At 71.4% G+C, this 22993-nt stretch carries 12 protein-coding genes and 2 pseudogenes; 4 read left to right on the top strand and 10 right to left on the bottom strand.

The features are described 5' to 3' along the window. The first annotated feature begins 251 nt into the window (after nucleotides 1–251). Nucleotides 252–2159, top strand: a complete 1908-nt coding sequence (locus AB0761_RS30990; protein ID WP_377272478.1) for a glycoside hydrolase family 3 protein — start codon at nucleotides 252–254, stop codon at nucleotides 2157–2159. 228 nt (nucleotides 2160–2387) lie between these two features. Next, nucleotides 2388–3260 (top strand): sirohydrochlorin chelatase, encoded by an 873-nt coding sequence (locus tag AB0761_RS30985; protein WP_377272477.1) that lies wholly within the window; start codon nucleotides 2388–2390, stop codon nucleotides 3258–3260. Nucleotides 3261–3325: 65 nt separating this feature from the next. Here AB0761_RS30985 and AB0761_RS30980 read toward each other — a convergent pair whose 3' ends face one another. From AB0761_RS30980 to AB0761_RS30955, 6 genes are all read right to left on the bottom strand, one after another. Next, the gene (locus AB0761_RS30980; RefSeq protein WP_377272476.1) at nucleotides 3326–5470 is read right to left on the bottom strand and encodes a right-handed parallel beta-helix repeat-containing protein; all 2145 of its coding nucleotides are present in this window, start codon (nucleotides 5468–5470) and stop codon (nucleotides 3326–3328) included. Between the two features lie 369 nt (nucleotides 5471–5839). Next, nucleotides 5840–6886, bottom strand: a complete 1047-nt coding sequence (locus AB0761_RS30975) for a LacI family DNA-binding transcriptional regulator (protein WP_377272474.1) — start codon at nucleotides 6884–6886, stop codon at nucleotides 5840–5842. Between the two features lies 1 nt (nucleotide 6887). Beyond that, nucleotides 6888–8594, bottom strand: coding sequence for a glycoside hydrolase family 13 protein (locus AB0761_RS30970; RefSeq protein WP_377272473.1), 1707 nt, complete (start codon nucleotides 8592–8594; stop codon nucleotides 6888–6890). A gap of 55 nt (nucleotides 8595–8649) precedes the next feature. Then, a complete protein-coding gene (locus AB0761_RS30965) occupies nucleotides 8650–9549 on the bottom strand; it encodes a sugar ABC transporter permease (protein ID WP_377272472.1) in 900 nt (299 codons plus the stop codon). A gap of 32 nt (nucleotides 9550–9581) precedes the next feature. Then, nucleotides 9582–10580 (bottom strand): carbohydrate ABC transporter permease, encoded by a 999-nt coding sequence (locus tag AB0761_RS30960; RefSeq protein ID WP_377272470.1) that lies wholly within the window; start codon nucleotides 10578–10580, stop codon nucleotides 9582–9584. A gap of 126 nt (nucleotides 10581–10706) precedes the next feature. Continuing rightward, the gene (locus AB0761_RS30955) at nucleotides 10707–11987 is read right to left on the bottom strand and encodes an extracellular solute-binding protein (RefSeq protein WP_377272468.1); all 1281 of its coding nucleotides are present in this window, start codon (nucleotides 11985–11987) and stop codon (nucleotides 10707–10709) included. Between the two features lie 308 nt (nucleotides 11988–12295). On the opposite strand from AB0761_RS30955, the gene AB0761_RS30950 reads away from it, so the two are divergent. Continuing rightward, nucleotides 12296–13528: a homogentisate 1,2-dioxygenase gene (locus AB0761_RS30950; RefSeq protein WP_377272467.1), complete on the top strand. Its 1233-nt coding sequence runs from the start codon at nucleotides 12296–12298 to the stop codon at nucleotides 13526–13528. Next, nucleotides 13525–14727: a fumarylacetoacetase gene (fahA, locus tag AB0761_RS30945; protein WP_377272466.1), complete on the top strand. Its 1203-nt coding sequence runs from the start codon at nucleotides 13525–13527 to the stop codon at nucleotides 14725–14727. Before AB0761_RS30950 ends, fahA begins: the two co-directional genes overlap by 4 nt. A 73-nt stretch (nucleotides 14728–14800) precedes the next feature. Here fahA and AB0761_RS30940 read toward each other — a convergent pair whose 3' ends face one another. The 4 genes and pseudogenes from AB0761_RS30940 to AB0761_RS30925 form a co-directional block, all read right to left on the bottom strand. Then, the gene (locus tag AB0761_RS30940) at nucleotides 14801–15412 is read right to left on the bottom strand and encodes a gamma carbonic anhydrase family protein (RefSeq protein WP_377272465.1); all 612 of its coding nucleotides are present in this window, start codon (nucleotides 15410–15412) and stop codon (nucleotides 14801–14803) included. A gap of 82 nt (nucleotides 15413–15494) precedes the next feature. Next, on the bottom strand, nucleotides 15495–19793 hold the full coding sequence (locus AB0761_RS30935) for a discoidin domain-containing protein (protein ID WP_377272464.1): 4299 nt from the start codon (nucleotides 19791–19793) through the stop codon (nucleotides 15495–15497). Between the two features lie 92 nt (nucleotides 19794–19885). Next, nucleotides 19886–20266 (bottom strand): annotated as a pseudogene (locus AB0761_RS30930) (discoidin domain-containing protein); the annotation flags it as partial. Between the two features lie 99 nt (nucleotides 20267–20365). Beyond that, nucleotides 20366–22744: pseudogene (locus AB0761_RS30925) on the bottom strand (discoidin domain-containing protein); the annotation flags it as partial. Nucleotides 22745–22993: the final 249 nt, after the last annotated feature.

Genomic DNA, 22993 nt, shown 5'->3' with positions numbered 1-22993 from the left:
AACCCGAGTGCACGTGCATGTGCACAGGCAATTGCTTGTGCACATAGATGTACGTGAAGTGACGGAACCCCCTCCGGAAAAGCGAATTGACAGAGCGTAAGCGGACATAGCCGTTCGGAACGTACGCCTCCGCAGCTACACTCCGTGTACGTTCGGAACCCACTGCTCCTGGTGACGGGAATTCAGCGGTCATCAGGGCGGCACACGGTCCGTCACCGGCGGCAGTGTGAGACTCATCACTCGGAGGGTGCGTGGAGCCCGGACACCTCAGCCGCAGGGCCAAGCCGATCGCCCTGCTCGCCGCGGGAGCCCTGGGCACCGCGGCCGGCGCCGCCGCCCTGGTGCTCGGCACGCGGTCGGGCGCCCCGCCCGCCCGGGCCGGTGCGGCGTCCCCCGGCACGGCGGCCGCCTCCCCCGCGGCGGCCGGCAGCGCCGGTCCCGGCACCGACCGGCAGACCCAGGCCCGGATCCGCGCACTGCTGGGCCGGATGAGCCTGGCGGACAAGGTGGGCCAGCTTTTCGTCAGCCGGGTGTACGGCAGCGACGCCGCTCACCCCTCCGCCGCCGAGGCCGCCGCGAACCGGCGGGCACTCGGCGTCTCCTCGGGCGCCGAGGCCGTCGCCCGCTACCGGCTCGGCGGAGTCGTCTACTTCGGCTGGGCGGGCAACCTCACCGGCCCCGAGAGCACCGCCGCGCTCTCCGCCGGGCTGCAGCACGCCGCCCGGGCGCTGCCCGTCCCCGTACCGCTGCTGATCGCCACCGACCAGGAGCAGGGCTCCGTGGTCCGGATCGGCCCGCCGGCCACCGTCTTCCCCGGTGCGATGGCGCTGGGCGCCTCGGGGCGGGCGGCCGACGCCCGCGACGCCGCCAGGGTCACCGGCACCGAACTCGCCGCACTGGGCATCAACCAGGACTACGCCCCGGTCGCCGACGTCAACCTCGACCCCGCGAACCCGGTGATCGGCATCCGCTCCCTCGGCGCCGACCCCACGGCGGTGGCGGGCCTGACCGCCGCCCAGGTCGACGGTCTGCGGCTGGCGGACACCGTCTCCACCGCCAAGCACTTCCCCGGCCACGGCGACACCTCCACCGACAGCCACACCGGCCTGCCGGTGATCCGGCACAGCCGCGCGGAGTGGGAGCGGGTGGACGCCCCTCCGTTCGCCGCCGCGATCCGGCAGGGTGTGGACTCGGTGATGACCGCGCACATCGTGGTCCCGGCCCTCGACCCGTCCGGCGATCCCGCCACCCTCTCCCGGCCGATCATCACCGGCCTGCTGCGCGACCGCCTCCGCTTCGACGGGGTGGTGGTCACCGACTCCCTCGGCATGGCGGGCGTCCGCGAACGCTACGGCGACGCACGGGTTCCCGTGCTGGCCCTCAAGGCGGGCGCCGACCAGCTGCTGGACCCGCCCGACCTGCCGCTCGCCTACCGCTCGGTGCTGCACGCCGTCCAGGACGGTGAGCTGACCGAGAGCCGGATCGACGCGTCGGTGACCCGGGTGCTGCGGCTGAAACTGCGCCACCGGCTCTTCGACCGCGACTACCCCCGGCCCGCGGACGCCCCGCGGCTGCTGGGCACCCCGGAGCACCTGGCCGTCGCCGATGCGGTGGCCGACCGCAGTGTCACCCTGCTGCGCAACGACGCCCACACGGTGCCGCTCCCCGCGGCAGCGGACGGCCGGCTGCTGGTGACCGGCTGGGAGCCCGGCAGCACCGGACCCGCCGGGATCGGCACCGCCGACGGCCGGCCGGTGCACGAGCTGGCCCGGGCCCTGACCGCGCTGGGCCGGCCCGCCAGGGCGCTGCCGACCGGTCCGGCGCCGGACGGCGCCGCGGTGGCCGCCGCCGTCGCTGCCGCCCGGGCGGGCAACGGCCCGGTGGTGGTGCTCACCGGCGGGGCCGACCGGGACCCCTCACAGCAGCGGCTGGTCGCCGCCCTGCTGGCGACCGGGCGGCCGGTGGTGCAGATCGCGGTCCGCGGCCCCTACGACCTCGCCCGGCTGCCCGGGGTGCACACGGCACTGGCCGGCTACTCCTGGTCCGCCGCGACCATGCGGGCGATGGCCCGGGTGCTCACCGGCCGCGGCACGGCGACCGGGCGGCTCCCTGTCGCGGTGCCCGGGCTGTTCCCGCTGGGCTTCCGACTGGGCGGTTGAGCAGCCCGCCGGGCGCGCGGGGCGCAGCGGGCGCGTACGCCGGTATGACGGCTGGTCACCCCGGTCGCACCGAAGCGTTCGTCAGGCATGGGGAGTCGACCGGGGATGATCGAAGGGTGACCGTTTCAGCCCTTTTAAGAGGCGCTGACCTTCTTGTCCCCAAGACGGCGCGCCGGTTGCGGGAGCCCGCTGCCGCAGGCTCACCCTGATGACCTACGATCGGTCGCCATGAGCTCTGCCGCCACCCCGGGCACCCCGCTGCCCGTCCGTACTCCCCCCGGCTCCCCCGCCCGGGGGCGCCACCGCCGCCCCGAGCGCCCCGAGATACCCGAGGGCGCCCCGGCGCTGCTGCTCGCCGTGCCTGCCGCCGCTGAGGAAGAGGTACGGCGGCTCGTCGACGAGATCGTCTCCATCGTGCGCGGTGAACAGCCGGGCATCGATGTGACCGCCGGGTACACAGCGGCCTCGGATGACGCCGACGGCGTCACCGTGCCCCAGCTGCTGGCCCGGGCCGCGGAGGCGGGCAGGCCCGCCCCCGTGGTCGTGCCGCTGCTGCCCGGACCGGACGAGGGATCCCTTGCGGCCCTCCATGAGATCGCGGCCACCACCGGCGCCGTGGTGACGGAGGCGCTGGGCCCGCACCCGCTGCTCGCCGAGGCGGTGCATGTGCGGCTGTCGGAGGCGGGGCTGGCCCGTGCCGACCGCGCACGGCTGTTCAGCGTGGCCACCGCGGCCGACGGCGTGATCCTCGCCGCGGTCGGCGGCGAGGAGGCCGCCCAGGCGGCCGGGATCACCGGAGTACTGCTGGCCGCACGGCTGGCCGTGCCGGTGGTCGCCGCCGCGCTGGATGTGCCCGGTTCGGTCGCCGCGGCGGCCGAGCACCTGCGGGAGACGGGCGCGTCGCGACCGGCGCTGGCGCCGTTTGTGATCGGCCCGGAGGCCGACGCGGAGCTGGTCCGCACGGTGGCCGAGGAGGCGGGCTGCCCGGCGGCGGAGCCGCTCGGCGCCTACCCGGCGATCGGCAGGCTGATCGTCTCCATGTATCTGGCGACCCTGGGCGTGGCCCAGGAGCAGCCCGGCCGGCCGGTTCCCGCGGTCTGACTCTCTCGCGGGGGCGGTGGTGCACGGCGAGTCCGTGCACCACCGCCCCCGCGGCGTTCCCGGCCTCAGCCGGGCAGCCGCCGGGTGGGGGCGGCTGCCGGGGCCAGGCCGATGCGCGGGGTGAGCGGGGTACGCGCGGACGCGGTGACATCGGCCGGGCGGGTGGCGGCGTTCCAGGCCGGGACGCCCCGGCCGCCCGAGCCCGCCGTCAGCACGTCCACGGCCGCGGCGTCGCCCGCCTCCCGGAAGACGATGCTGTGCGGGGCCGGGGCCTGCGGATCCAGCCACAGCTGGTTGCCGTCGAAGGAGCAGTCGAGCACCTCGACGTTGTCGGGTGCGCCGTCACGGGTGGCACGGAAGGCCACCCCGGCCTTGCGGTAGCCGCTGAAGCGGCACCGGCTGAGGGTGACCGGGTCGCCGGCGAGCTGGTGGCGTGCGGTGGCGACGGCGAAGTCGGAGAGCCCGGCAGCGTCCACCAGGATGCCGTCGAAGACGGTGCCCCGGCCCCGGCCGAGCGAGTGGACCGCGATCCCGCCGCTCGCATTGCCGTGCAGCACACTGCTGCGGTACGTGAAGTCATTGAGGTAGGCGCCGTGCTCGATGCCCCACCCGCCGTTGTGGTAGGCGACGAAGTCCTCGATCACATGGTGCTGTGAGGTGTTGAGCCAGACGAAGACGCCGTCCTGGAGGTTGTTGTGGGCCAGGCAGCGCCGGAACGTCCAGACGCCCTCGCCGCCCTCGGGCCACTCGTAGCCCGAGGCGTCCTCTGCCCCCTGCACCCCCACCGCCACGCAGTCCTCCGCGCTGCTGCCGTGTCCCGCGCCCAGGCTGAAGCCGGTCAGCCGGTAGGCCCGGAACTCCGGCTCGCTCCGGGTCCTGGAGGCCACACAGGAGTCGTAGCGGATGTCATGGGAGGGCCCCTGCGGGGTGCGGGTGTCCGGGGCCCCGTCCCACCAGTAGGCGTCCTCCCAGGTGTCATGGCTGATGCAGCTGCGGAAGGTGATGCCGTGGCTGCCGTGCGGCACAAAGGCGTGGTTGCCGCCGTCCCGCACCACCACGCCCTCCACGGTGGTGCCGCGGGAGGCGTCCCCCAGCATGTGGAAGTGCAGCGCATAACGGCCGAGCACCGGGGCGGTGACCGGCGCGGGGCCCTGCGGGGAGGTCCAGGTCTCACCGGTGCGGGTACGGGGGCCGAGCCAGCGCAGCGCGGCGTGCCGGACGTCCTGGCGGTGGGAGCTGGTGACATGGATGTGGGCCCGGCCGCCGGGGGTGCCCTCGACCCGGACGTTGCGGGAGAGGTTGAGGACCTCGGCGCCGACGGTGGTGCCCCCGCCCATGGCGACCCGGGGGTGGGAGTGGCCGAGCGGGCCGTCCAGGGTGACGGTGCGTCCGCTGACGGACCGCACCCTCAGCAGGTCGTAGCCGGTGGAGAAGTCGTCCTCGGTGGGGGGCGCGGTGGGGGTCACCGCGATCTCGTCGCCGGCCCGCCAGCCCTGCGGCACGGCGGCGAGGGTGATGGACCGGTCCCCGGCGCGCAGCGGCCCCGCCGCGCGTGCCCAGGCGGTCTTGGCGGCGCCGTCCAGCACCAGCCGGCCGTCGCCGGTGATCCACAGTCCGGTGTCCTCCGGGACGACGGTCATACCGCCGCCCTGCAGCCGCTGCTCGTCGATCCCGGTGAAGCGGAGGGTGTGCACCGTGGCGGCGTCGGCGGGGGCCAGCGCCAGGGTGCCCTTGACGATGACGCTGCCGGTGGCGGTGAGGGTGAGGGTGCGGGCGGGGTCGGCGGTCAGTGAGCCGCCGGCGTCGACGGTCAGCCCGGCGACCGCGGCATCGGTGTCCAGCAGGACGCTGTCCCGGATGTGCACGGTGTCGTGCGGCCCCGGCACCCGGCCGCCCCATCCGGCGGGGTCCGACCAGCGTCGCCCCTGGCCGGTGGCGGTGGCGGTACCACTGCCGGTGCCGGGGCGGTTGGGCGGCGGTGCGGCCGGAGCGCCGGCGGTGCTGCTGGGCGCGGCACCGTTGCCCGCGAGGGCACGGCCGTCGCCGGTGAGGGTGCGGCGCAGCGCCTCCTCCCCCACCACGGCGGCGGCGAGCGCGGTGCCTGCTGCGGCCCAGCGCAGTGCGGTGCGGCGGTCCACTCCGGCCCGGTGCGGCGGCTCCGGCGGCGGTTGGCTCTCGGTGTCCTGGTCCCGGTCCTGGTCCCGGCCCATGCTGCGTCCCCCCAGACGGCTGTGCTCCAGCTGACGCTCAGCAGCTTAGGCAGGAGATGGGGGCGATGCCGCGGTTTGTCCGGAACCACCGGTGGGCTGACCGGGCGGCCGTGGGAGGCCCTGGGGGCGCGCGGTGACGGTTGAGGGGGTACGGCGGAGCAAGCGCCCCCTGCACGGCCGTGCGCGCACCGGAGGGCGCGCACGGCGTTGCTCCGGCGCGAGGCGGACGCACGCGCCCTCCCCGGCTCGGCCAGCCACACCGGTCCTGCCAGTCACCGGTCCGGGCAGTCACACCGGTCCGGGCAGCCACACCGGTCCGGGCAGCCACACCGGTCCGGGCCGGGGTCTCCGGTCCGGACCGGTGCCGGGTCAGTCGCGCGGGGCTGCGGCGGTGGAGCCGCGTACCACCAGTTCGGGCTGGAACATGAACTCGGCGCGCTGCGCCGGGTTGCCGCCGACCTCCTCCAGCAGCGCGTCCACGGCCGCGGTGGCCATGGCCTCCACGGGCTTGCGGATGGTGGTGAGCGGCGGCTCGGTGAAGGCGATCAGCGGTGAGTCGTCGAAGCCGACCACCGAGACGTCCTGCGGCACACTGAGCCCGCGCTGCCGCACCGCGCGGATGGCACCCAGGGCCATCATGTCGCTGGCGCAGACGATCGCCGTGCAGCCCGTGTCCAGCAGGGCCCCCGCGGCGGCGTGGCCGCCCTCCACGCTGAAGAGGGTGTGCTGCACCGCGGACTCGGCCTGCTCGGGGGACTGCCCCAGCACGTCCCGCAGGGCCGCGGTGAAGCCCTCCACCTTGCGCAGCGCCGGAACGTAGCGGCGCTGGCCGACGGCCAGGCCGATCCGCTCATGGCCCAGCTCCACCAGGTGCTGGACCGCCATCCGCATCGCGGCGCGGTCGTCCGGGGAGACGAACGGCGCCGAGATCCGGTCGCTGTAACCGTCGATCAGCACAAACGGCACCTGACGGCCGGTCAGCTTGGCGTACCGGTCGTGGTCGGCCGTGGTGTCGGCGTGCAGTCCGGAGACAAAGACGATCCCGGACACCCCCCGCTCCACCAACATCTCCACCAGTTCGTCCTCGGTGGACCCGCCGGGGGTCTGGGTGCACAGCACGGGCGTGTACCCGTGCCGACTCAGCACCTGCTCGATGACCTGTGCAAACGCCGGGAAGATCGGGTTGTTGAGCTCTGGGGTGACCAGCCCGATCAGTCCGGCGCTGCGCTGCCGCAGCCGGGTCGGCCGTTCGTAGCCGAGCACGTCGAGTGCCGCGAGCACCGTCTGCCTGGTCGCAGCCGATACCCCTGCCTTGCCGTTGAGGACGCGGGAGACGGTGGCTTCGCTAACCCCCGCCTGCACCGCGATGTCCGCCAGTCGCGCCGTAGTCACAGCTCCCGAGCCTATTGCACCCATGTCAGACGGCCCACCAAACGGTGCTGTCCAAAGGCAGCACGATCTCTCCGTCGACGACGGCGGTCTCGCTGGAGGCCAGCAGCAGACGGCCCGGCGCGGGGATGCGGACCGGCTCGGCCGCCAGGTTCACCGTGCAGACGAAGGAGCCGTCGGCGGAGTCGCGGCGGAAGGCCAGCACGCCCTCGGGGAAGCCGTCCAGCCAGGTCACGCTCTCGCCCGCGCCCAGTGCGGGGTGCTCACGGCGGATGGCCAGGGCGCTGCGGTAGAGCTCCAGGGTGGACGCCGGGTCCCCGGTCTGCGCCTCGACCGACAGCGCGGCCCACTCGGCGGGCTGCGGCAGCCAGCTGGACGCGCCGTCGGGGCCGAAGCCGTACGGGGCCTCGGTTCCGGACCACGGGAGAGGCACCCGGCAGCCGTCGCGGAAGCCGTCCTGGCCGGCGGCACGGAAGAACGCCGGGTCCTGGCGGACCTCGTCCGGCAGGTCGGTGACCTCGGGCAGGCCGAGCTCCTCGCCCTGGTAGACATAGGCCGAGCCGGGCAGGGCCAGCATCAGCAGCGAGGCAGCGCGGCCGCGCCGCTGGGCGGCCTCGGCGTCGGCGCCCTCGGAGGCCAGGCGGGTGACATGGCGGACCACGTCGTGGTTGGAGAGCACCCAGGTGGTGGGGGCGTCCACCGGGCGCATGGCGTCCAGCGACAGGTCGATGACCCCGCGCAGCTCCGCGGCGTCCCAGGGGGTGTTGAGGTACTGGAAGTTGAAGGCCTGGTGCAGTTCGTCGGCGCGGACGTAGTTGGCGGTGCGCGCGACGGTGGGGGTCCAGGCCTCGGCGACGGCGATCCGCTCGCCGGGGTACTCGTCCAGGATCTGCCGCCAGGTGCGGTAGATCTCGTGCACGCCGTCCTGGTCGAAGAACGGCAGGACATCGTTGCCCAGCAGCTTCAGCTGGTCGTGGGAGCCCATGTCGGGCAGGCCCGTCTCCTTGACCAGGCCGTGGGCGACGTCGATCCGGAAGCCGTCGACGCCCATGTCCAGCCAGAACCTCAGGATGGAGCGGAACTCGTCGGCGACCGCCGGGTTCTCCCAGTTGAAGTCGGGCTGCTCGGGGGCGAAGAGGTGCAGGTACCAGTCGCCGGGGGTGCCGTCCGGGTTCTCGCTGCGGGTCCAGGCGGGGCCGCCGAAGATGGACTCCCAGTCGTTGGGCGGCAGTTCGCCGTTCTCGCCCTTGCCGGCACGGAAGTGGTACCGCTCCCGCAGCGCCGAGCCGGGTCCCTCGCGCAGCGCCCGCTTGAACCACTCGTGCTGGTCGGAGGAGTGGTTGGGCACCAGGTCGACGATGATGCGCAGACCGAGCCCGTGGGCGTCGCGGATCAGCGCGTCGGCGTCGTGCAGAGTGCCGAACATGGGGTCGATGGCGCGGTAGTCGGCCACGTCGTAGCCGGCGTCGGCCTGCGGGGAGGCGTAGAACGGCGACAGCCAGACGGCGTCCACACCCAGGTCGCGCAGGTAGGGCAGCCGGCTGCGGATACCCGGCAGATCGCCCATGCCGTCGCCGTTGGAGTCGGCGAAGCTGCGCGGGTACACCTGGTAGATGACCGCATCCCGCCACCAGCCTCTGGGCTTGCTGGCGGGCTCGGCAGCGGCACCGGTGCGGGTGTCGCGGGCGGGGGCGTCGACAGCGAGCCGAGCGAGATCGGCCAGGTGCTGGGTCATGGGATCCCTTGAATACGAGAGAGCGGGAAGCGGGTGCCGTGGTGCGGCGGGAACGTCAGCCCTTGGTTCCGCCGGCCGTGAGGCCGGCCACCAGGTGCTTCTGGACCAGGTAGAAGACGATCGCGGCGGGGATGGCGATGAGGACCGAGGTCGCCGCCATGTAGTTCCACTGCGAGTTGAACTGGCTGATGTAGGTCTGCAGGCCCACCGAGAGCGTGTACTTCCCCTCGGAGAGCATGAAGTGCGAGGCATAGGCGACCTCGCCCCAGGCCGTGATGAAGGTGTAGAACGCGGCGACCGAGAGACCGGGCTTGGCCAGCGGCACGATCAGCCGCCAGAAGGTGCCGAAGGGGGTCAGGCCGTCGATCTGCCCGGCCTCGTCGATCTCCACCGGGATGGTGTCGAAGTAGCCCTTGAGCAGCCAGGCGGAGTACGGCACCGCGGTGGTGCAGTAGATCAGGATGAGGCCGCCGTAGGTGTCCAGCAGGCCCAGGCTCGCCATGATCTTGTACAGCGGCACCATGAGCACCGCCACCGGGAACATCTGGGTGAGCAGGAAGCTGTACATCAGCGTGCCGTGACCGGGGAAGCGCATCCGGGAGACGGCGTAGCCGGCGCTGGCGGCGATCAGTACGCCCACCAGCATGGTGCCGAGACCGACGATCACCGAGTTCATCAGCCAGGTGGTGAATCCGGTGTGGTGGATCACATAGCTGTAGTTGGACAGCGTCGCCTTGCCGAGGATCCGGCTTGCGTGCTGGTAGTCGAACTCGCCCGGTCCCAGGGAGATGTAGAGGATCCAGGCGACCGGGAAGGCCGCTATGAAGGCGGCCACGCCGAGGACGCCGTGCAGGCCGAAGGAGGCGGCCCTGCTGCGCTCGCCGCGCAGCTGCGGACGACGGGCCGAACGGGTGGCCGCACCGGAGGTCTCGGGCCGGACTGCGGTGGTGGTCATGGAGTCTCCTGCGGTGCGCTCGATACCGGTGCTCATGCCCGGGCCCCCTCGTTGCGGGCCTGCCAGCGGCGGTAGAAGCCCGTGAAGACCACGAGCAGCGAGAGGCAGATGATGCCCACGGCGGCCGAGCCGGCGTAGTCCTGCGGCTGCTGGCCGAAGAAGAGCTTGTAGGCGTAGGTGACCAGGATCTGCACGCCGTCGCTGTTGCTGCCGCCGAACAGCAGGTAGATGACGTTGAACTGGTTGAAGGTCCAGATGATGCCGAGCAGGATGACGGTGCTGCTGACCGGGCGCAGACCGGGAAGGGTCACCTGGGTGAAGCGCTGCCAGGGCGTCGCGCCGTCGACCTCGGCGGCCTCGTAGAGCTCGCTGGGGATGGCCTGCAGACCGCCGAGCATCGAGACCATCATGAAGGGCACACCGACCCACAGGTTGACCGCGATGGCGGCGACCTGCTGCGCGAAGGGGTCGCTCAGCCAGGCGGGCTCGGGCAGGTGCAGTGCACCGAGCAGTCCGTTGACGGCACCGCCGTCGGAGAGCAGCAGACGCCAGGCGAAGACGGTGACGAAGGTCGGCACCGCCCAGGGCAGGATGAGCAGCAGGCGGTAGAGGGAGCGGCCGCGCATCTTGCGGTTGAGCAGGACGGCCAGCACCAGTCCGGTGCCGTAGGTCAGGGCGACGCAGATGACGGTCCAGACGATGGTCCACACGAAGTGCGGCCAGAACTGGTTGTCCGGGCCGGTCAGGATGTCGATGTAGTTCTTCAGCCCCACCCAGGAGTAGCTGTCCGGGATGTGGTTGACGCCGATGGTCCGGCCCACGTTCAGGCTGTTGGCGTTGGTGAACGTCAGCAGGACGCCCCGGACGAGCGGGTACCCGACGAGAAGGCCGAGGACCACGACAACGGGGGCCACCATGGCCCAGGCGTACCAGTGCTGGTCGAACGAGCGCCGCAGTCGGCGGACCAGGCCGGCACGGGGCTCTCGGTCTCGGCGTTGCTTCGGGGCCTCGCCCTCGACGGCGACGGTCATTCTGACACCTCTTCACGCGGGTTCATGCTTGGTCCGGGAGTCGGCACCCGGTCGGAGTGCGGAGCACGGCTGCAGCCGGCCGGCCGCCTCCCGTCAGGGGGAGGAGGCAGCCGGCCGGCTGGCAGATCACTGGGTGGCGTAGTCCGAGAGCAGCTTCTTGGTCTGGATGGAGACGTTGCCCAGACCCTTCGCCGTGTCCTCCTGGCCGGTCAGGATCTTGGTGAGGTCCGTCTGGAACAGGCCGTACAGCGAGCTGTACTCCGGGATGGCCGGACGCGGCACGCCCGCGCTGAGGATGGTCTGGAAGCCGGCGATGCCCGGGTTGGAGGTCACCTCGGCGGTGTACGCGTCGCTGCGGGTGGGCAGGGTCGCGTTCTTGGTGGCGATGGTGACCTGCGACTTCGCCGAGGTCAGGAAGGCGATCAGCTTCTCGGCGCCGGCCTGGTGGGCAGCGTCGGAGCCAGCGTAGGCGACCAGGTTGTGGCCACCGATGGGGGCGCCGGCCTTGCCGGTGGAGCCGGCCGGGACGGCCGCGATGCCGAGGTTGGACTTGTCGGAGAAGGCCGAACCCTTGAAGACGTTGGTGGTCTCCCACGGGCCCTGGATGATCGAGGCGACCTTGCCGGTCTCGAAGGCGTCCATGATGTTGGCGTAACCGTTGGCCGTGGTGTCCAGCTTGGCCATGCCCGGGGCGGCCAGCAGGCCCTTGAGGGTGTCGATGCCCTTGACGGCGGCCGGCGAGTTGATGCTGATCTTCTTGTTCGCCACGTCCACCATGTCGCTGCCCTCGCCGTACAGGAAGGGCATCGCGTAGTAGGAGGCGGGGTTGAAGGCGAAGCCGTCCACGCCGGCCTTCTGCTTCACCAGAGCGGCGTCGGCCTTGAGCTCGTCCCAGGTCTTGGGGGCGGCGGTGATGCCGGCCTTGGCGAACAGGGCCTTGTTGTACATGAAGCCCAGGGTGTCGGTGACCTCGGGGACTCCGTACAGGTGGCCGCTGAACTTGGCCTGCTCGATCAGCTGCGGCTCGAAGGTGGAGGTGTCCGCGGCGGCGGGGGTGCCGTCGAGCGGGACGAGGAAGCCGGCCTTGGCAAAGCCCGGGGTCCAGCCGACGTCGGAGCGCAGCACGTCCGGGGCGCCCTTGCTGCCCGCAGCGGTCTGGAACTTGGTCTGGGCGTCGGCGAAGGGGACGCTGACGTACTTGACCTTGATGTTCGGGTTGGCCTTCTCAAAATCCGCGACGAGAGCCTTGTAAGTGGGAGCCTCGTTGGTGGCGTCGGAAGTGTCCCACCAGGTGATGGTGACCGGCCCGGCACTCTTGGTCGACTTGTCGGAACCGCTGCTGCTGCAAGCCGCCATCGAGACCGCGAGGGCCGCGACAAGGACGGAGGCCGCTATGCCACGCCGCATGTGAACTCCTTTGAAGGGGTGCCCGAGGTGGTGGAGGACGGCGCATAATGGCTGTCCCGGGTCCGACTGCGCCATCGCAGCCGTCGGGCTCGGGGAGGAACGTAACAGCGGCTCGAGCCGTTCGGAAAGGTCTTGCAGCAACTTTCTGCAAGCTCATTCAATTCGTTACGCCCGCGTGTCCTGCCGGTTGCGGGAACGCGATCGCCGCACGTCGGCGCTTCCTTGACAGCCGTCCGGCGCCCGACTGTCATGAGAGCTGCCGTCCCGACCCCGGACGGCAGGCCGCAGAAGTCGCTCAGGAGGCGCAGGTGGCGTACTACCGGACCGTCGGCACGGTGCCGCCCAAAAGGCACACCCAGTTCCGCCGTGACGACGGCGGGCTCTACTTCGAGGAGCTGATGGGCGAGGAGGGCTTCACCTCCGACTCCTCCCTCCTCTACCACCGCCACATCCCCTCGGCCATGGTGGACAGCCGGGTGTGGCTGCTGCCCGAGGCCAAGAGCGAGCCCAACCATCCGCTGAAGCCGTTCCACTTCCGGCTGCACGAGCTCTTCCCCGGGGAGACCTGGCGGCAGGCCGACCCGGTGACCGACCGGCGGGTGGTCCTGGGCAACACCGACGTACGGATCGCCTACGTCGCGGCCGGACGGCCGTCCCCGCTGTACCGCAACGCCATCGGCGACGAGTGCGTCTATGTGGAGTCGGGCACCGGCCGGGTGGAGACCGTCTTCGGCTCCATCGAGGTCGGCGACGGCGACTATGTCGTCCTCCCCCGCGCCACCACCCACCGCTGGGTGCCCGCCGGCGACGCCCCGCTGCGGCTCTACGCCGTGGAGGCCAACAGCCACATCACCCCGCCCAAGCGCTATCTCTCCCGCTTCGGGCAGCTGCTGGAGCACGCCCCCTACTGCGAGCGCGACCTGCGGGGCCCGTCCGGTCCGCTGCTGGAGGACGGCCAGGACGTCGAGGTGTACGTCAAGCACCGGGCACCGGGCGGCGACGGGGTGGTCGGCACCGTCCTCACCGTGCCGCAGCACCCCTTCGACGTGGTGGGCTGGGACGGCTGCCTCTATCCGTACGCCTTCAACGTCCGCGACTACGAGCCCATCACCGGACGCATCCACCAGCCGCCGCCGCAGCACCAGGTCTTCGAGGGCACGGGCTTTGTGATCTGCAACTTCGTCCCGCGCAAGGTGGACTACCACCCGCTGGCCATCCCCGTCCCCTACTACCACTCCAATGTGGACAGCGACGAGGTGATGTTCTACTGCGGCGGGGACTACGAGGCCCGCAAGGGCTCCGGCATCGGCCAGGGCTCGGTCTCGCTGCACCCGGGCGGCCACACCCACGGTCCGCAGCCGGGCGCGTACGAGCGCAGCATCGGCGCGGAGTTCTTCGACGAGCTGGCGGTCATGGTGGACACCTTCCGCCCGCTGGAGATCGCCGAGGGCGGCCGGGCCGTCGACGACGGCCGCTATGCCTGGACCTGGAGCGGCCGCGGCCCCCAGGGCCCGCTGGAGATGCCCGGCGGTGCCGGGTGAGCGCAGCCCGCAGCTGGGTCCCGGTGCCCGAGGGCTCGCCCTTCCCGGTGCAGAACCTGCCGTACGGGGTGTTCAGCCCGCCCGGCGGCGCTCCCCGGGTCGGGGTGGCCATCGGCGACCGGGTGCTGGACGCCTCGGCGGTCTGGGCGGGCACCCCGCTGGGCGCCGACCTGGCCACCGGCTCGCTCAACCGCTTCCTGCGGCGGGGGCGGGGCGAGTGGGCCTATGTCCGGCGCCGCCTCACCGATCTGCTCACCGGGGACGGGCAGCGGCGGCTGGTGGAGGCCAATCTGCACCCGCTGGACCGGGTGACGCTGCACCTGCCGTTCGAGGTCGCCGACTATGTCGACTTCTACGCCTCCGAGGCGCACGCCACCAACCTCGGCCGGGTCTTCCGCCCGGACGGCGAGGCGCTGCTGCCGAACTGGCGCCGGCTGCCGGTCGGCTACCACGGGCGCGCGGGGACGGTGGTGGTCTCCGGGACGCCGGTGCGAAGGCCCGCCGGACAGCGGCTGGGACCGGACGGCGAGCCGTTCCTCGGGCCCACCGGCCGGCTGGACATCGAAGCCGAGGTGGGCTTTGTGGTGGGCGCCCCCTCGCGGCCCGGCGAGCCGGTGGCGACCGGCGCCTTCGCCGACCATGTCTTCGGCGCGGTGCTGGTCAACGACTGGAGCGCGCGCGACATCCAGGCCTGGGAGTACCAGCCGCTGGGGCCGTTCCTCGGCAAGTCCTTCGCCACCTCGGTCTCGCCCTGGGTGGTGCCGCTGGAGGCCCTGGAGCACGCCCGGGTGCCGGTGCCCCCGCAGGACCCGGCGCCGCTGCCCTATCTGGAGGAGAAGGAGCCCTGGGGTCTGGACCTCCAGCTGGAGGTCCGGCTCAACGGGGCGGTGGTCTCCCGTCCGCCGTTCCGCACCACCTACTGGTCGCCCGCGCAGATGCTCGCCCATATGACGGTGAACGGCGCCTCGCTGCGGACCGGGGACCTCTATGCCTCCGGAACCGTCTCCGGCCCGTCGGCGGACGAACGGGGCTCACTGATCGAGCTCACCTGGAACGGCCGCGATCCGCTGCGGCTGCCGGACGGCAGTGAGCGGGCCTTCCTGGCCGACGGGGACACCGTCGCCATCACCGCCGACGCGCCGGGCGCGGACGGCATCCGGATCGGCTTCGGCGACGTGAGCGGCACTGTCCTGCCCTGACAACGCCTTCCCCGGCACCGCCCTTCCCCGGTTCCCGGTGCCCCCGCGTGGGGGCGCCGGGAACCGCTGCCCGTCAGGCGTCGCCCACCGGGCGGTCCCCGATGTGCCGGCCCAGCGCCCGGCCGTAGCGGCGGGAGAGCTCCGGCATCAGGGTGCCGCCCTCCGCGGGGCGTTCCAGGCCGAAGACATAGCCCGGGAAGTCCAGTTCCCGCTGCACCTCCCAGATGGCCTGGTGCTCGGACGGCGGCAGGATCCGGGCCGGGTCGCCCACCGCGACCCAGCCGATGGGGACCATGGCGTCCGCCGGCAGCACGGTCCGCAGGTGGACCACGGCGTCCACCCGGACCTCGGCGCGCGGCCCGATGGACGCGCCGTTGAACACCCGGCACCCAGTGGCCAGGAAGACGTCCTCCGCCACGGTGCAGCCGGCCAGCGAGGCACCGGGGCCCACCAGCACATGGCGGCCCAGCCAGAGCGGGTCCCGGGAGGTGCCCCGCAGCACCGCGTTCTCCATGACGATGCAGCCCTCGCTCAGTTCCACCGGGCCGCCCTCGGCGGTGAGCACCGCGCCGAACAGCACCCGGCAGCCGGGACCCACGCGGACGTCGCCGCTGAGGGTCGCGGTGGGCGCCACATAGGCGGTGGGATGGACGGTCGGTACCAGGCCTTCATGTTCCAGGAGCATGCCCCGATCATGCAGGACGGCATGCGGCGGCGCAGCCCGCCCCCGGGTGGCGGGGCGGACTGCGCCGGTTTGCGGGGTGCGGTCAGTTGTTGACGTTGATGGTGAAGGTGGAGGTGGTGTTGCGGATGTCGACGGCGTTGTCGCTCAGCCTGAGGCCGTTGAAGGTCACCGAGCCGACGGCCGGGCCCTGTCCCGACTCGGGCAGCTCATTGGCCCAGAGGCCGAAGCCGGACTTGGCGTCGTAGGCGTCCCCGCTCTTGTGGGCACCGGTGATGGAGATGTTGGTGAAGACGGTGTCCTTGATGGGGTTCTGCGGCTGACCGCCCGAGTAGTTGGTCTGGAACATGATGCCGCTGTACGTCGGGTCGACGATGTCGGTGTCGCTGACCCTGATTCCCTGGAACACCTTGGAGGCGGAGAAGAGCCAGATGCCGGGGAAGGTCTGACCGTTCCAGAAGTGGCCGCCCGCACGGACGATCGAGATGTTCTGGAAGTTGGTCGGGTCGGTGCCGAAGCCGTTCATCGGGTAGCCGAAGTCCAGCGAGCTGATGGTGATGCCGGAGTACACCAGGGTGTCCGCGATGTAGATGTTGCGGAAGGTGTTGGCGTAGCCGCCGTAGACGGCGACCCCGGCGGCCCGCCAGGTCAGCAGCGAGGTGAGGTTCTCGTAGAGGTTGTTCTTCTCGTCGGCGCCGCCGGCGTCGATGGCGGAGAAGAGGGCGAAGCTGTCGTCACCGGTGGCGCGGGACTCGTTGTTGACGACGTGGTTGTCGGTGGAGCCGTTGGTCATGTTGACGCCGTCCGCGAAGGTGTCGCGGATACGGGAGTTGCTGATGGTGATGCTGTCGGTGTTGGCGCCCCAGTAGAGGCAGACGGTGTGCTCGTTCCAGATGTCGTCGATGGTGACATTGCTGATGTTGGAGAAGTCGAAGACCTTGCCCGGTCCGTCGATGCGCGAGGTGTAGTTGCCGAAGAAGGAGAAGTGGGCGAAGGTCGAGCCGGCGGCGGTGGAGTCGGCGCGGAAGCCCGCGTCGGTGTTCTCCTGTCCGGCCGGGGTGTGGAAGCGGGTGTACCAGGGGCCGGCGCCGACGACCTTGATGGCCTTGCCGTAGACCTGGAACTTGCTGGAGGTGTCGTAGTCGCCGGCGGGCAGGTAGACGCCGACCAGCGTGCCGGTGGTGTCCATCCGCACCTTGTCCAGGGCGTTCTGCACATCCTGCTGGGTGAAGCCGGCCGGGACGGTGTAGGTCGCCGGGTCGGGGTTGGCCAGCTGGGTGGCCTGCTCCAGGTTGATGAAGTCGATGGCGTAGGTGGTGGAGTTGGACGCGTCCTTCTGCAGCCTGATGGTGGATCCGGCCGGGACGGTGGTGCCCAGCAGCAGATTGGCCTCGTCGTAGATGTGGCGCGGGCCGCCGGCGCTCGGGGTGTTCCCGGGCGAGGTCTCGCTGCCGTACAGCCAGGCGTACTTGGAGGTGAGGCTGATCGGCTTCAGCAGGGTCCCGTTGACATAGACGTCCAGGGTGGAGTCGATGCCGCCGCCGCCCGGGGCGTCCGGGATGGAGTAGCGGACGACCAGGGTGTTGGTGCTGGCCCTGGTGGTGAACTCCACCGAGCTGCCGGTGGAGTTGAGGGTGACGGCCTTGCGGCCGGAGGCCTCTCCGGCCAGGTCGCCGATGGTGCGGTTGGGTCCGATGACCGCCGCGCCGCCCGCGAGCCTGCCGTCCTCGGCCTCGTAGCTGTCGTACGGCATATTGGCGCCGCGGCCGACGAAGAACGGCTGGGTGGTGGTGTTGTTCGCCTGCTTGACCGGCAGTTCGTTGGCGTCGGTGGCGATCACCGTCTTGACGCTGTACTTGCCGTTGGCCGCGGTCCAGGTGCCGAGGGTGACCGGGGCGGTGGTGGCGCCGGGGGCGATGGTGCCGCTGTAGGAGCCGGTGAGGGTGCGAACGACCGCGCCGCTGGTGGTGTCGGTGAGGGTCAGGGTGATGCCGTGCGCTCCGGCGGCCGAGGCCACGGTGCCCTGGTTCTTGACGGCCACGCTGAAGGTGACGGTGTTGCCGCTCGCGGGGTTGCCGGGCGACCAGCCGACCGGGGAGGCGATCAGGTCGGAGGTGTCCACCGGCTTGACCACCAGCGGGGAGGAGGCGGTGAAGGTGTTGTTGGTGTCGTTCTGCTCGATGACCTTGCCGGCCTCGTCCACGGTGGCGCTCAGCGGGTAGCTGCCCGCGTCGCGGGTGCCGATGGAGGTGGAGACGGCGGTGGAGGCCCCTGCGGCGAGGGCGCCGACCGGCGCGGTGGCGACGGCCGTGCCGTTCAGGTGGAAGGTGACGGTGCTGGCGGGGGCGTCCAGGTTGCCGGCGTTCTTGACGGTGGCGTTCAGGGTGATGGCGTCGCTCTCCACGGGCGCGGCCGGGGAGGCGGTGAGCGCGGTGACGGTGAGGTCGGGGTTGGGGGCGGGGGTGCCGATCAGCTGGATCTCGGCGACCTGGCCGCCGGGGGCCCCGCTGTTGCTGTTGATCTTCAGCTGGACGGCGGCGGACCGGCTGCTGACCGGGATGGTCACCGTGTTGGCGCCGGACGCCGGGTTGAAGGTGTAGTCCTTGGCCGCCACCAGGCTGGTGAAGGAGGTGGCGTTCTGGTCACGGCCGAGCACCTCGATGTTCTGGGTGCGGGTGCCCCAGGCGCTGTCCGGGTTGAGCTTCAGCACCACCGAGGAGAGGTCGGCGTTGGCGCCCAGGTCCACGGTGAGGGTGCCCGGGAAGCCGCTGCTCTCCCAGTAGGTCGTGGTGTCGTTGTCGTTGGCGTTGGTCGCCACATAGGTGAAGGTGGCGGAGGAGGCGGTGATGGGCTTGCCCACGGCCAGGTTGGAGCCGCCGCCCGTGGGGGAGCCGTTGCGGGTGACGGTGTTGCTGCTGCCGGACTGGTTGCCCGCCGCGTCCCTGGCCCGCACGTAGTACGAGACCGTGGCGCTGTCCGGCTGGCTGTCGGTGTAGCCGGTGACCGTGCCGGCCACACTGCCGCGCAGGACGTTGTTGGCGTAGATGTCGTAGCCGGTGACGGCGGTGTTGTCGGTGGAGGCCGTCCAGGTCAGCTGGATCTGACCGGACGTCGGCTGGCTGTACGCCAGGTTGGAGGGTGCGGTCGGCGCCTGGGTGTCCCCGGTGGCGCCCTGGCGGGTGACGGTGTTGCTGTTGCCCGACTGGTTGCCCGCCGCGTCCCTGGCCCGCACGTAGTACGAGACCGTGGCGCTGTCCGGCTGGCTGTCGGTGTAGCTGGTGACCGTGCCGCCGACGCTCGCCCGCAGGGTGCCGTTGGCGTAGATGTCATAGCCGGTGACGGCGGTGTTGTCGGTGGAGGCCGTCCAGCCCAGCTGGATCTGACCGGACGTCGGCTGGGTGTACGCCAGGCCGGAGGGGGCGGTCGGCGCCTGGGTGTCCCCGGTGGCCGGGCCGTAGATCTCCAGCTGGGAGAGCTGGGCGGCGGCCCAGCCGGTGTTGGCCGTGATGTTCAGCCGCAGATAGCGCAGGGTCGCGGCGTCGAAGGAGATGGTGACGGTGTTGCCCGAGGCCGGATCGAAGACATACGCCGCCGACGCGACGATGTCGGTGAAGTTGGTGCCGTCGGTGGAGCCCCGCACACTGAGCGTCTGGGTGCGCTTCTCCCACCCGGTGGGCAGCTTGAGGACCACCTTGGCCACCGCGACGGAGGCTCCCAGGTCGGCCTGGATCCACTGCGGGAAGGCGTTGTTGGCGGACTCCCAGTAGGTGGCCTGGTCCCCGTCGTTGGCATTTCCCGGAGTGTACGGAGCCGAGGAGGAGCCGGCGGTCAGCACCGCGGTCTCGGCCAGGTCGGTGGTGGAGGTGGCGGCTCCGTAGACCTCCAGCTCGGAGAGCTGGGCTGCGGGCCAGCCGGTGTTGCCGGTGACGGTGATCCGGATGTAGCGGGTGTTGGCGGCCGGGAAGGCGATCCGCACCGTGTTGTTGGCGGCGGGGTCGAAGACATAGCCCTGGGAGCCGACCAGGGTGGCGAAGGTGGTGCCGTCCGCGCTGCTCTGCACGGCCAGGGTCTGGGTGCGGGTGCCCCAGTTGGCGGTCGGGAGCTTGAGCACCACCTGGCCGACGGTCTGGGTGCTCCCCAGGTCGACCTGGGCCCACTGCGGGAAGCTGTTGTTGGCGGACTCCCAGTAGCTGGACTGGTTGCCGTCGACCAGGCCGCTTGCCGGGTTCGAACCATTGGTGCTGCTCACCGCGACGGGCTTGCCCGCCGCCAGGTTGGACGCGCCGGCGGCGAAGGCCGGCGGGGCCACCGGTCCGGCCAGCAGCATCACTGTGGCAGCCATGAATGCCGCGAGCATCCGCGGCACCAGTCGTCTGAATCGCATCGTCGTCCTCTGTCTCGTCCTGGGGGGCAGGGTGGGACCGCCGGCCGGCGCCGGGTCGGTTCCGGCGCCGGGCGGCGGCGATCAGGGGAGGGTCAGGAGCTGTACGCCTGCAGTTCGGAGAGCTGGGCTGCGGGCCAGCCGGTGTTGGCGGTGAAGGTCAGCTTCAGATAGCGGGCGGAGGCGGCCGGGAAGCTCACCGTGGCGGTGTTGCCGGAGGCCGGGTCGAAGCTGTGCCCGGCGGAGGCCGCCAGGGTGCTCCAGGAGGAGCCGTCCGTGGAGCCCTGCACCTGGAAGGTCTCGGTACGGGCGGCCCACGCGGAGGACGGCGGCAGCTTCAGCACCAGCCGCCCGACACTCAGGCTGCTGCCGAGGTCGACCTGGATCCACTGCGGGAAGGCGTTGTTGGCCGACTCCCAGTAGCTGTTGGCGTCACCGTCCACCGCATTGCCGGGACCGTAGGTCTGGCTGGTGCCGGACGCGGTCGCCGGCCGGCCCTGGGCGAGGTTCCCGGAGGGCGGTGTGGTGGGCGGGGCGGTGGTGGGGGGCGGGGTGGTGGGGGACCCGCCGTCGGCGTAGGCCTGGAGCTCGGAGAGCTGGGCTGCGGGCCAGCCGGTGTTGGCGGTGAAGGTCAGCTTCAGATAGCGGGCGGAGGCGGCCGGGAAGCTCACCGTGGCGGTGTTGCCGGAGGCCGGGTCGAAGCTGTGCCCGGCGGAGGCCGCCAGGGTGCTCCAGGAGGAGCCGTCCGTGGAGCCCTGCACCTGGAAGGTCTCGGTACGGGCGGCCCACGCGGAGGACGGCGGCAGCTTCAGCACCAGCCGGTTCACCTCGGAGGCGCAGCCCAGGTCGACCTGGATCCACTGCGGGAAGGCGTTGTTGGCCGACTCCCAGTAGCTGTTGGCGTCACCGTCCACCGCATTGCCGGGACCGTAGGTCTGGCTGGTGCCGGACGCGGTCGCCGGCCGGCCCTGGGCGAGGTTGCCGGTGCCGGGGGTGCAGCTGGTGGGGGGAGGCGTCGTCGGCGGGGTGGTGGGCGGAGTGGTCGGGGGCTCGGTGGGCGGGGTGGTGCCGGTGCCGCCGGCCGGTTGGCCGCCGTAGGTCCACTGCGGGGCGGGCCAGGTGCCGCTGCAGGTGGAGCCGGTGTTCCAGCCGGAGTTGCCGCCGCCGTCGGTGATCTGCAGCCCGGTACCGATGCAGTTGTGGATCGGGGTGGCGCTCTGGGCGATGTTCTTCGCCGTGACGCCGGTGAACTTCATGGAGGCGTTGGACTGGGCCTGGATGGCGTAGGTACCCGCGCCGTCGATGTTGACATTGGTCAGGTTGATGCCGCTGACCGCGCCCTCGATGGACTGGATCGCCTCGTAGGAGCTGTCCAGGATGTCGGTGTCGCTGACATTGACGGTGGCGCCGCTGATGGGCTCGTTGAGCCCGTCGAACCAGAGCGCGCCGACGCCGAAGTTCCAGTTGTAGTCGCTGTTTCCGGTGCGGATCAGGGTGTTGCGGGCCGCGGTGATGGTGCCCGCGACCGCGGTCCCGCTGCCGGAGTTGACCCCCGGGTAGCGGTTGGCGATGTGCAGGCCGCCGCCGTTGCTGATGGTGTCCGCCATCACGTTGTCGGAGATGGTGAAGTCCCGGCCGCCGTAGGTGACGATGTTGTTGGCCAGGATCGGCAGCACCACGGTGTTGTGGGTGAAGCTGTCGTTGACGTTGGCCTTGTTCTCCGGCCAGGAGGCCAGTCCGTCGTCACCGGTGTTGCGGACGAAGGTGTTGGTCACCGTGGAGTTGGTCACTCCGGTGTGGAAGTTCACCCCGTCCGCGGTCTGGTCCAGGATGCGGCTGTTCTTGATGGTGAAGTGGTCCATCGGACCGTCCATCCAGGCGCCGACCTTGGTGTGCTGGATCCACAGGTCGTCCACGGTGGAGTTGGACATCGCCCCGCCGAGGCCGTTGACCTGGTCGGCGTCCACCCGCTCGCGGATGTCGCCGATGATGGCGAAGTCCTTGAGGGTGACGTTCTGGCTGGGGCCGCCGTCGCTGACGTACTTGCCGTAGATGCCGGCCGCGCTGGAGCGGTTGCCGGGGTCGCGGCCGCCGAGCACGGTGTACCAGGGCCCGGCGCCCGCGAGCGTCACCCGGTCGACGATCACATGCCCGTAGAGGGTGTAGTTGCCCTGCGGGAGGTAGACCGTTCGGCCCTGGGCGGCGCCGGCGTTGACCGCCGCCTGGATCTTCGCGGTGGAGTCGGTGGCGCCACTCGGGTCGGCGCCGTAGTCGGCGACCGCGTCGATGGCCCCCGTGGGCTTGCCGATGGGTGCGGCGACGTTCTCGAAGTCCGCCAGGTCGATGGTGAAGGTCGGCGACTGGGCGGTGGAGGAGACCTGGAGGCGGATCTTCGTCCCGGCCGGGTAGGTGCTGCCCAGCAGGGTCCTGGTCTCGTCGTAGAAGTGGTGGGGGTTGGTGTCGCCCGGGTTGTTGTTGAACGGGTAGCCGCCGTAGTACCAGCTGTACTTGGAGGTCACGGCGACGCTCTTCAGGCGGGACCCGTTGACCAGCAGGTCCATCGAGGCGTCGCGGCCCTGGCCGTCGGCGGAGTCCGGCAGGCTGTAGCGGAAGTCGATGGAGTTGGCCGGCTGGGTGAGGGTGAACTCCACGTACTGGCCGACGGCGCCCAGGGTGACCGCCTGGCGGCCGGACGCCTCCGAGGGCAGATGGGTGTAGAGGCGGTCGGGCCCGATCACGGTGCCGTTGGTGGCCGCGTACTCGGCCTCCTGCTCGACGAACGGGACGGTGGCGCCCCGTCCGGAGACCGCCAGGGGCGAGAGCGTGGGGACGCCCGCCGCATGGGCGGTGCCGGCGCCGGCCACGACGGCGGTGACCAGTCCTGCGGCGCCGAGGGCTGCGGCGGTGAGCGCGGCAATGCCGCGGCGTGGTCGGCCGCGGTGGGGTGAACGCATGGGGATGCACATCCTTGCTGGTCGGGTGGGTGGTGGGACCAGAGGTGCGTGGGTGGTGGGACCAGAGGTGCGTGGGTGGTGGGACCAGAGGTGCCATGAGGGGGAATCTGACGCGGTCATTTCATCCGAGCGAGAGACTATGGGCCGCGCATGCATGAAGTCCATAAGCAGGAGCAAGATTTTGGCAGAAACAACGCAAGGAACTTACGAAGGCATGCAGAGGGCCCTGGACTCCCCCCTCAGGAGTCC

Source organism: Peterkaempfera podocarpi (assembly GCF_042466665.1).
Lineage (GTDB): Bacteria > Actinomycetota > Actinomycetes > Streptomycetales > Streptomycetaceae > Peterkaempfera > Peterkaempfera podocarpi.
This window is presented reverse-complemented; position numbering and strand designations above follow the sequence as displayed.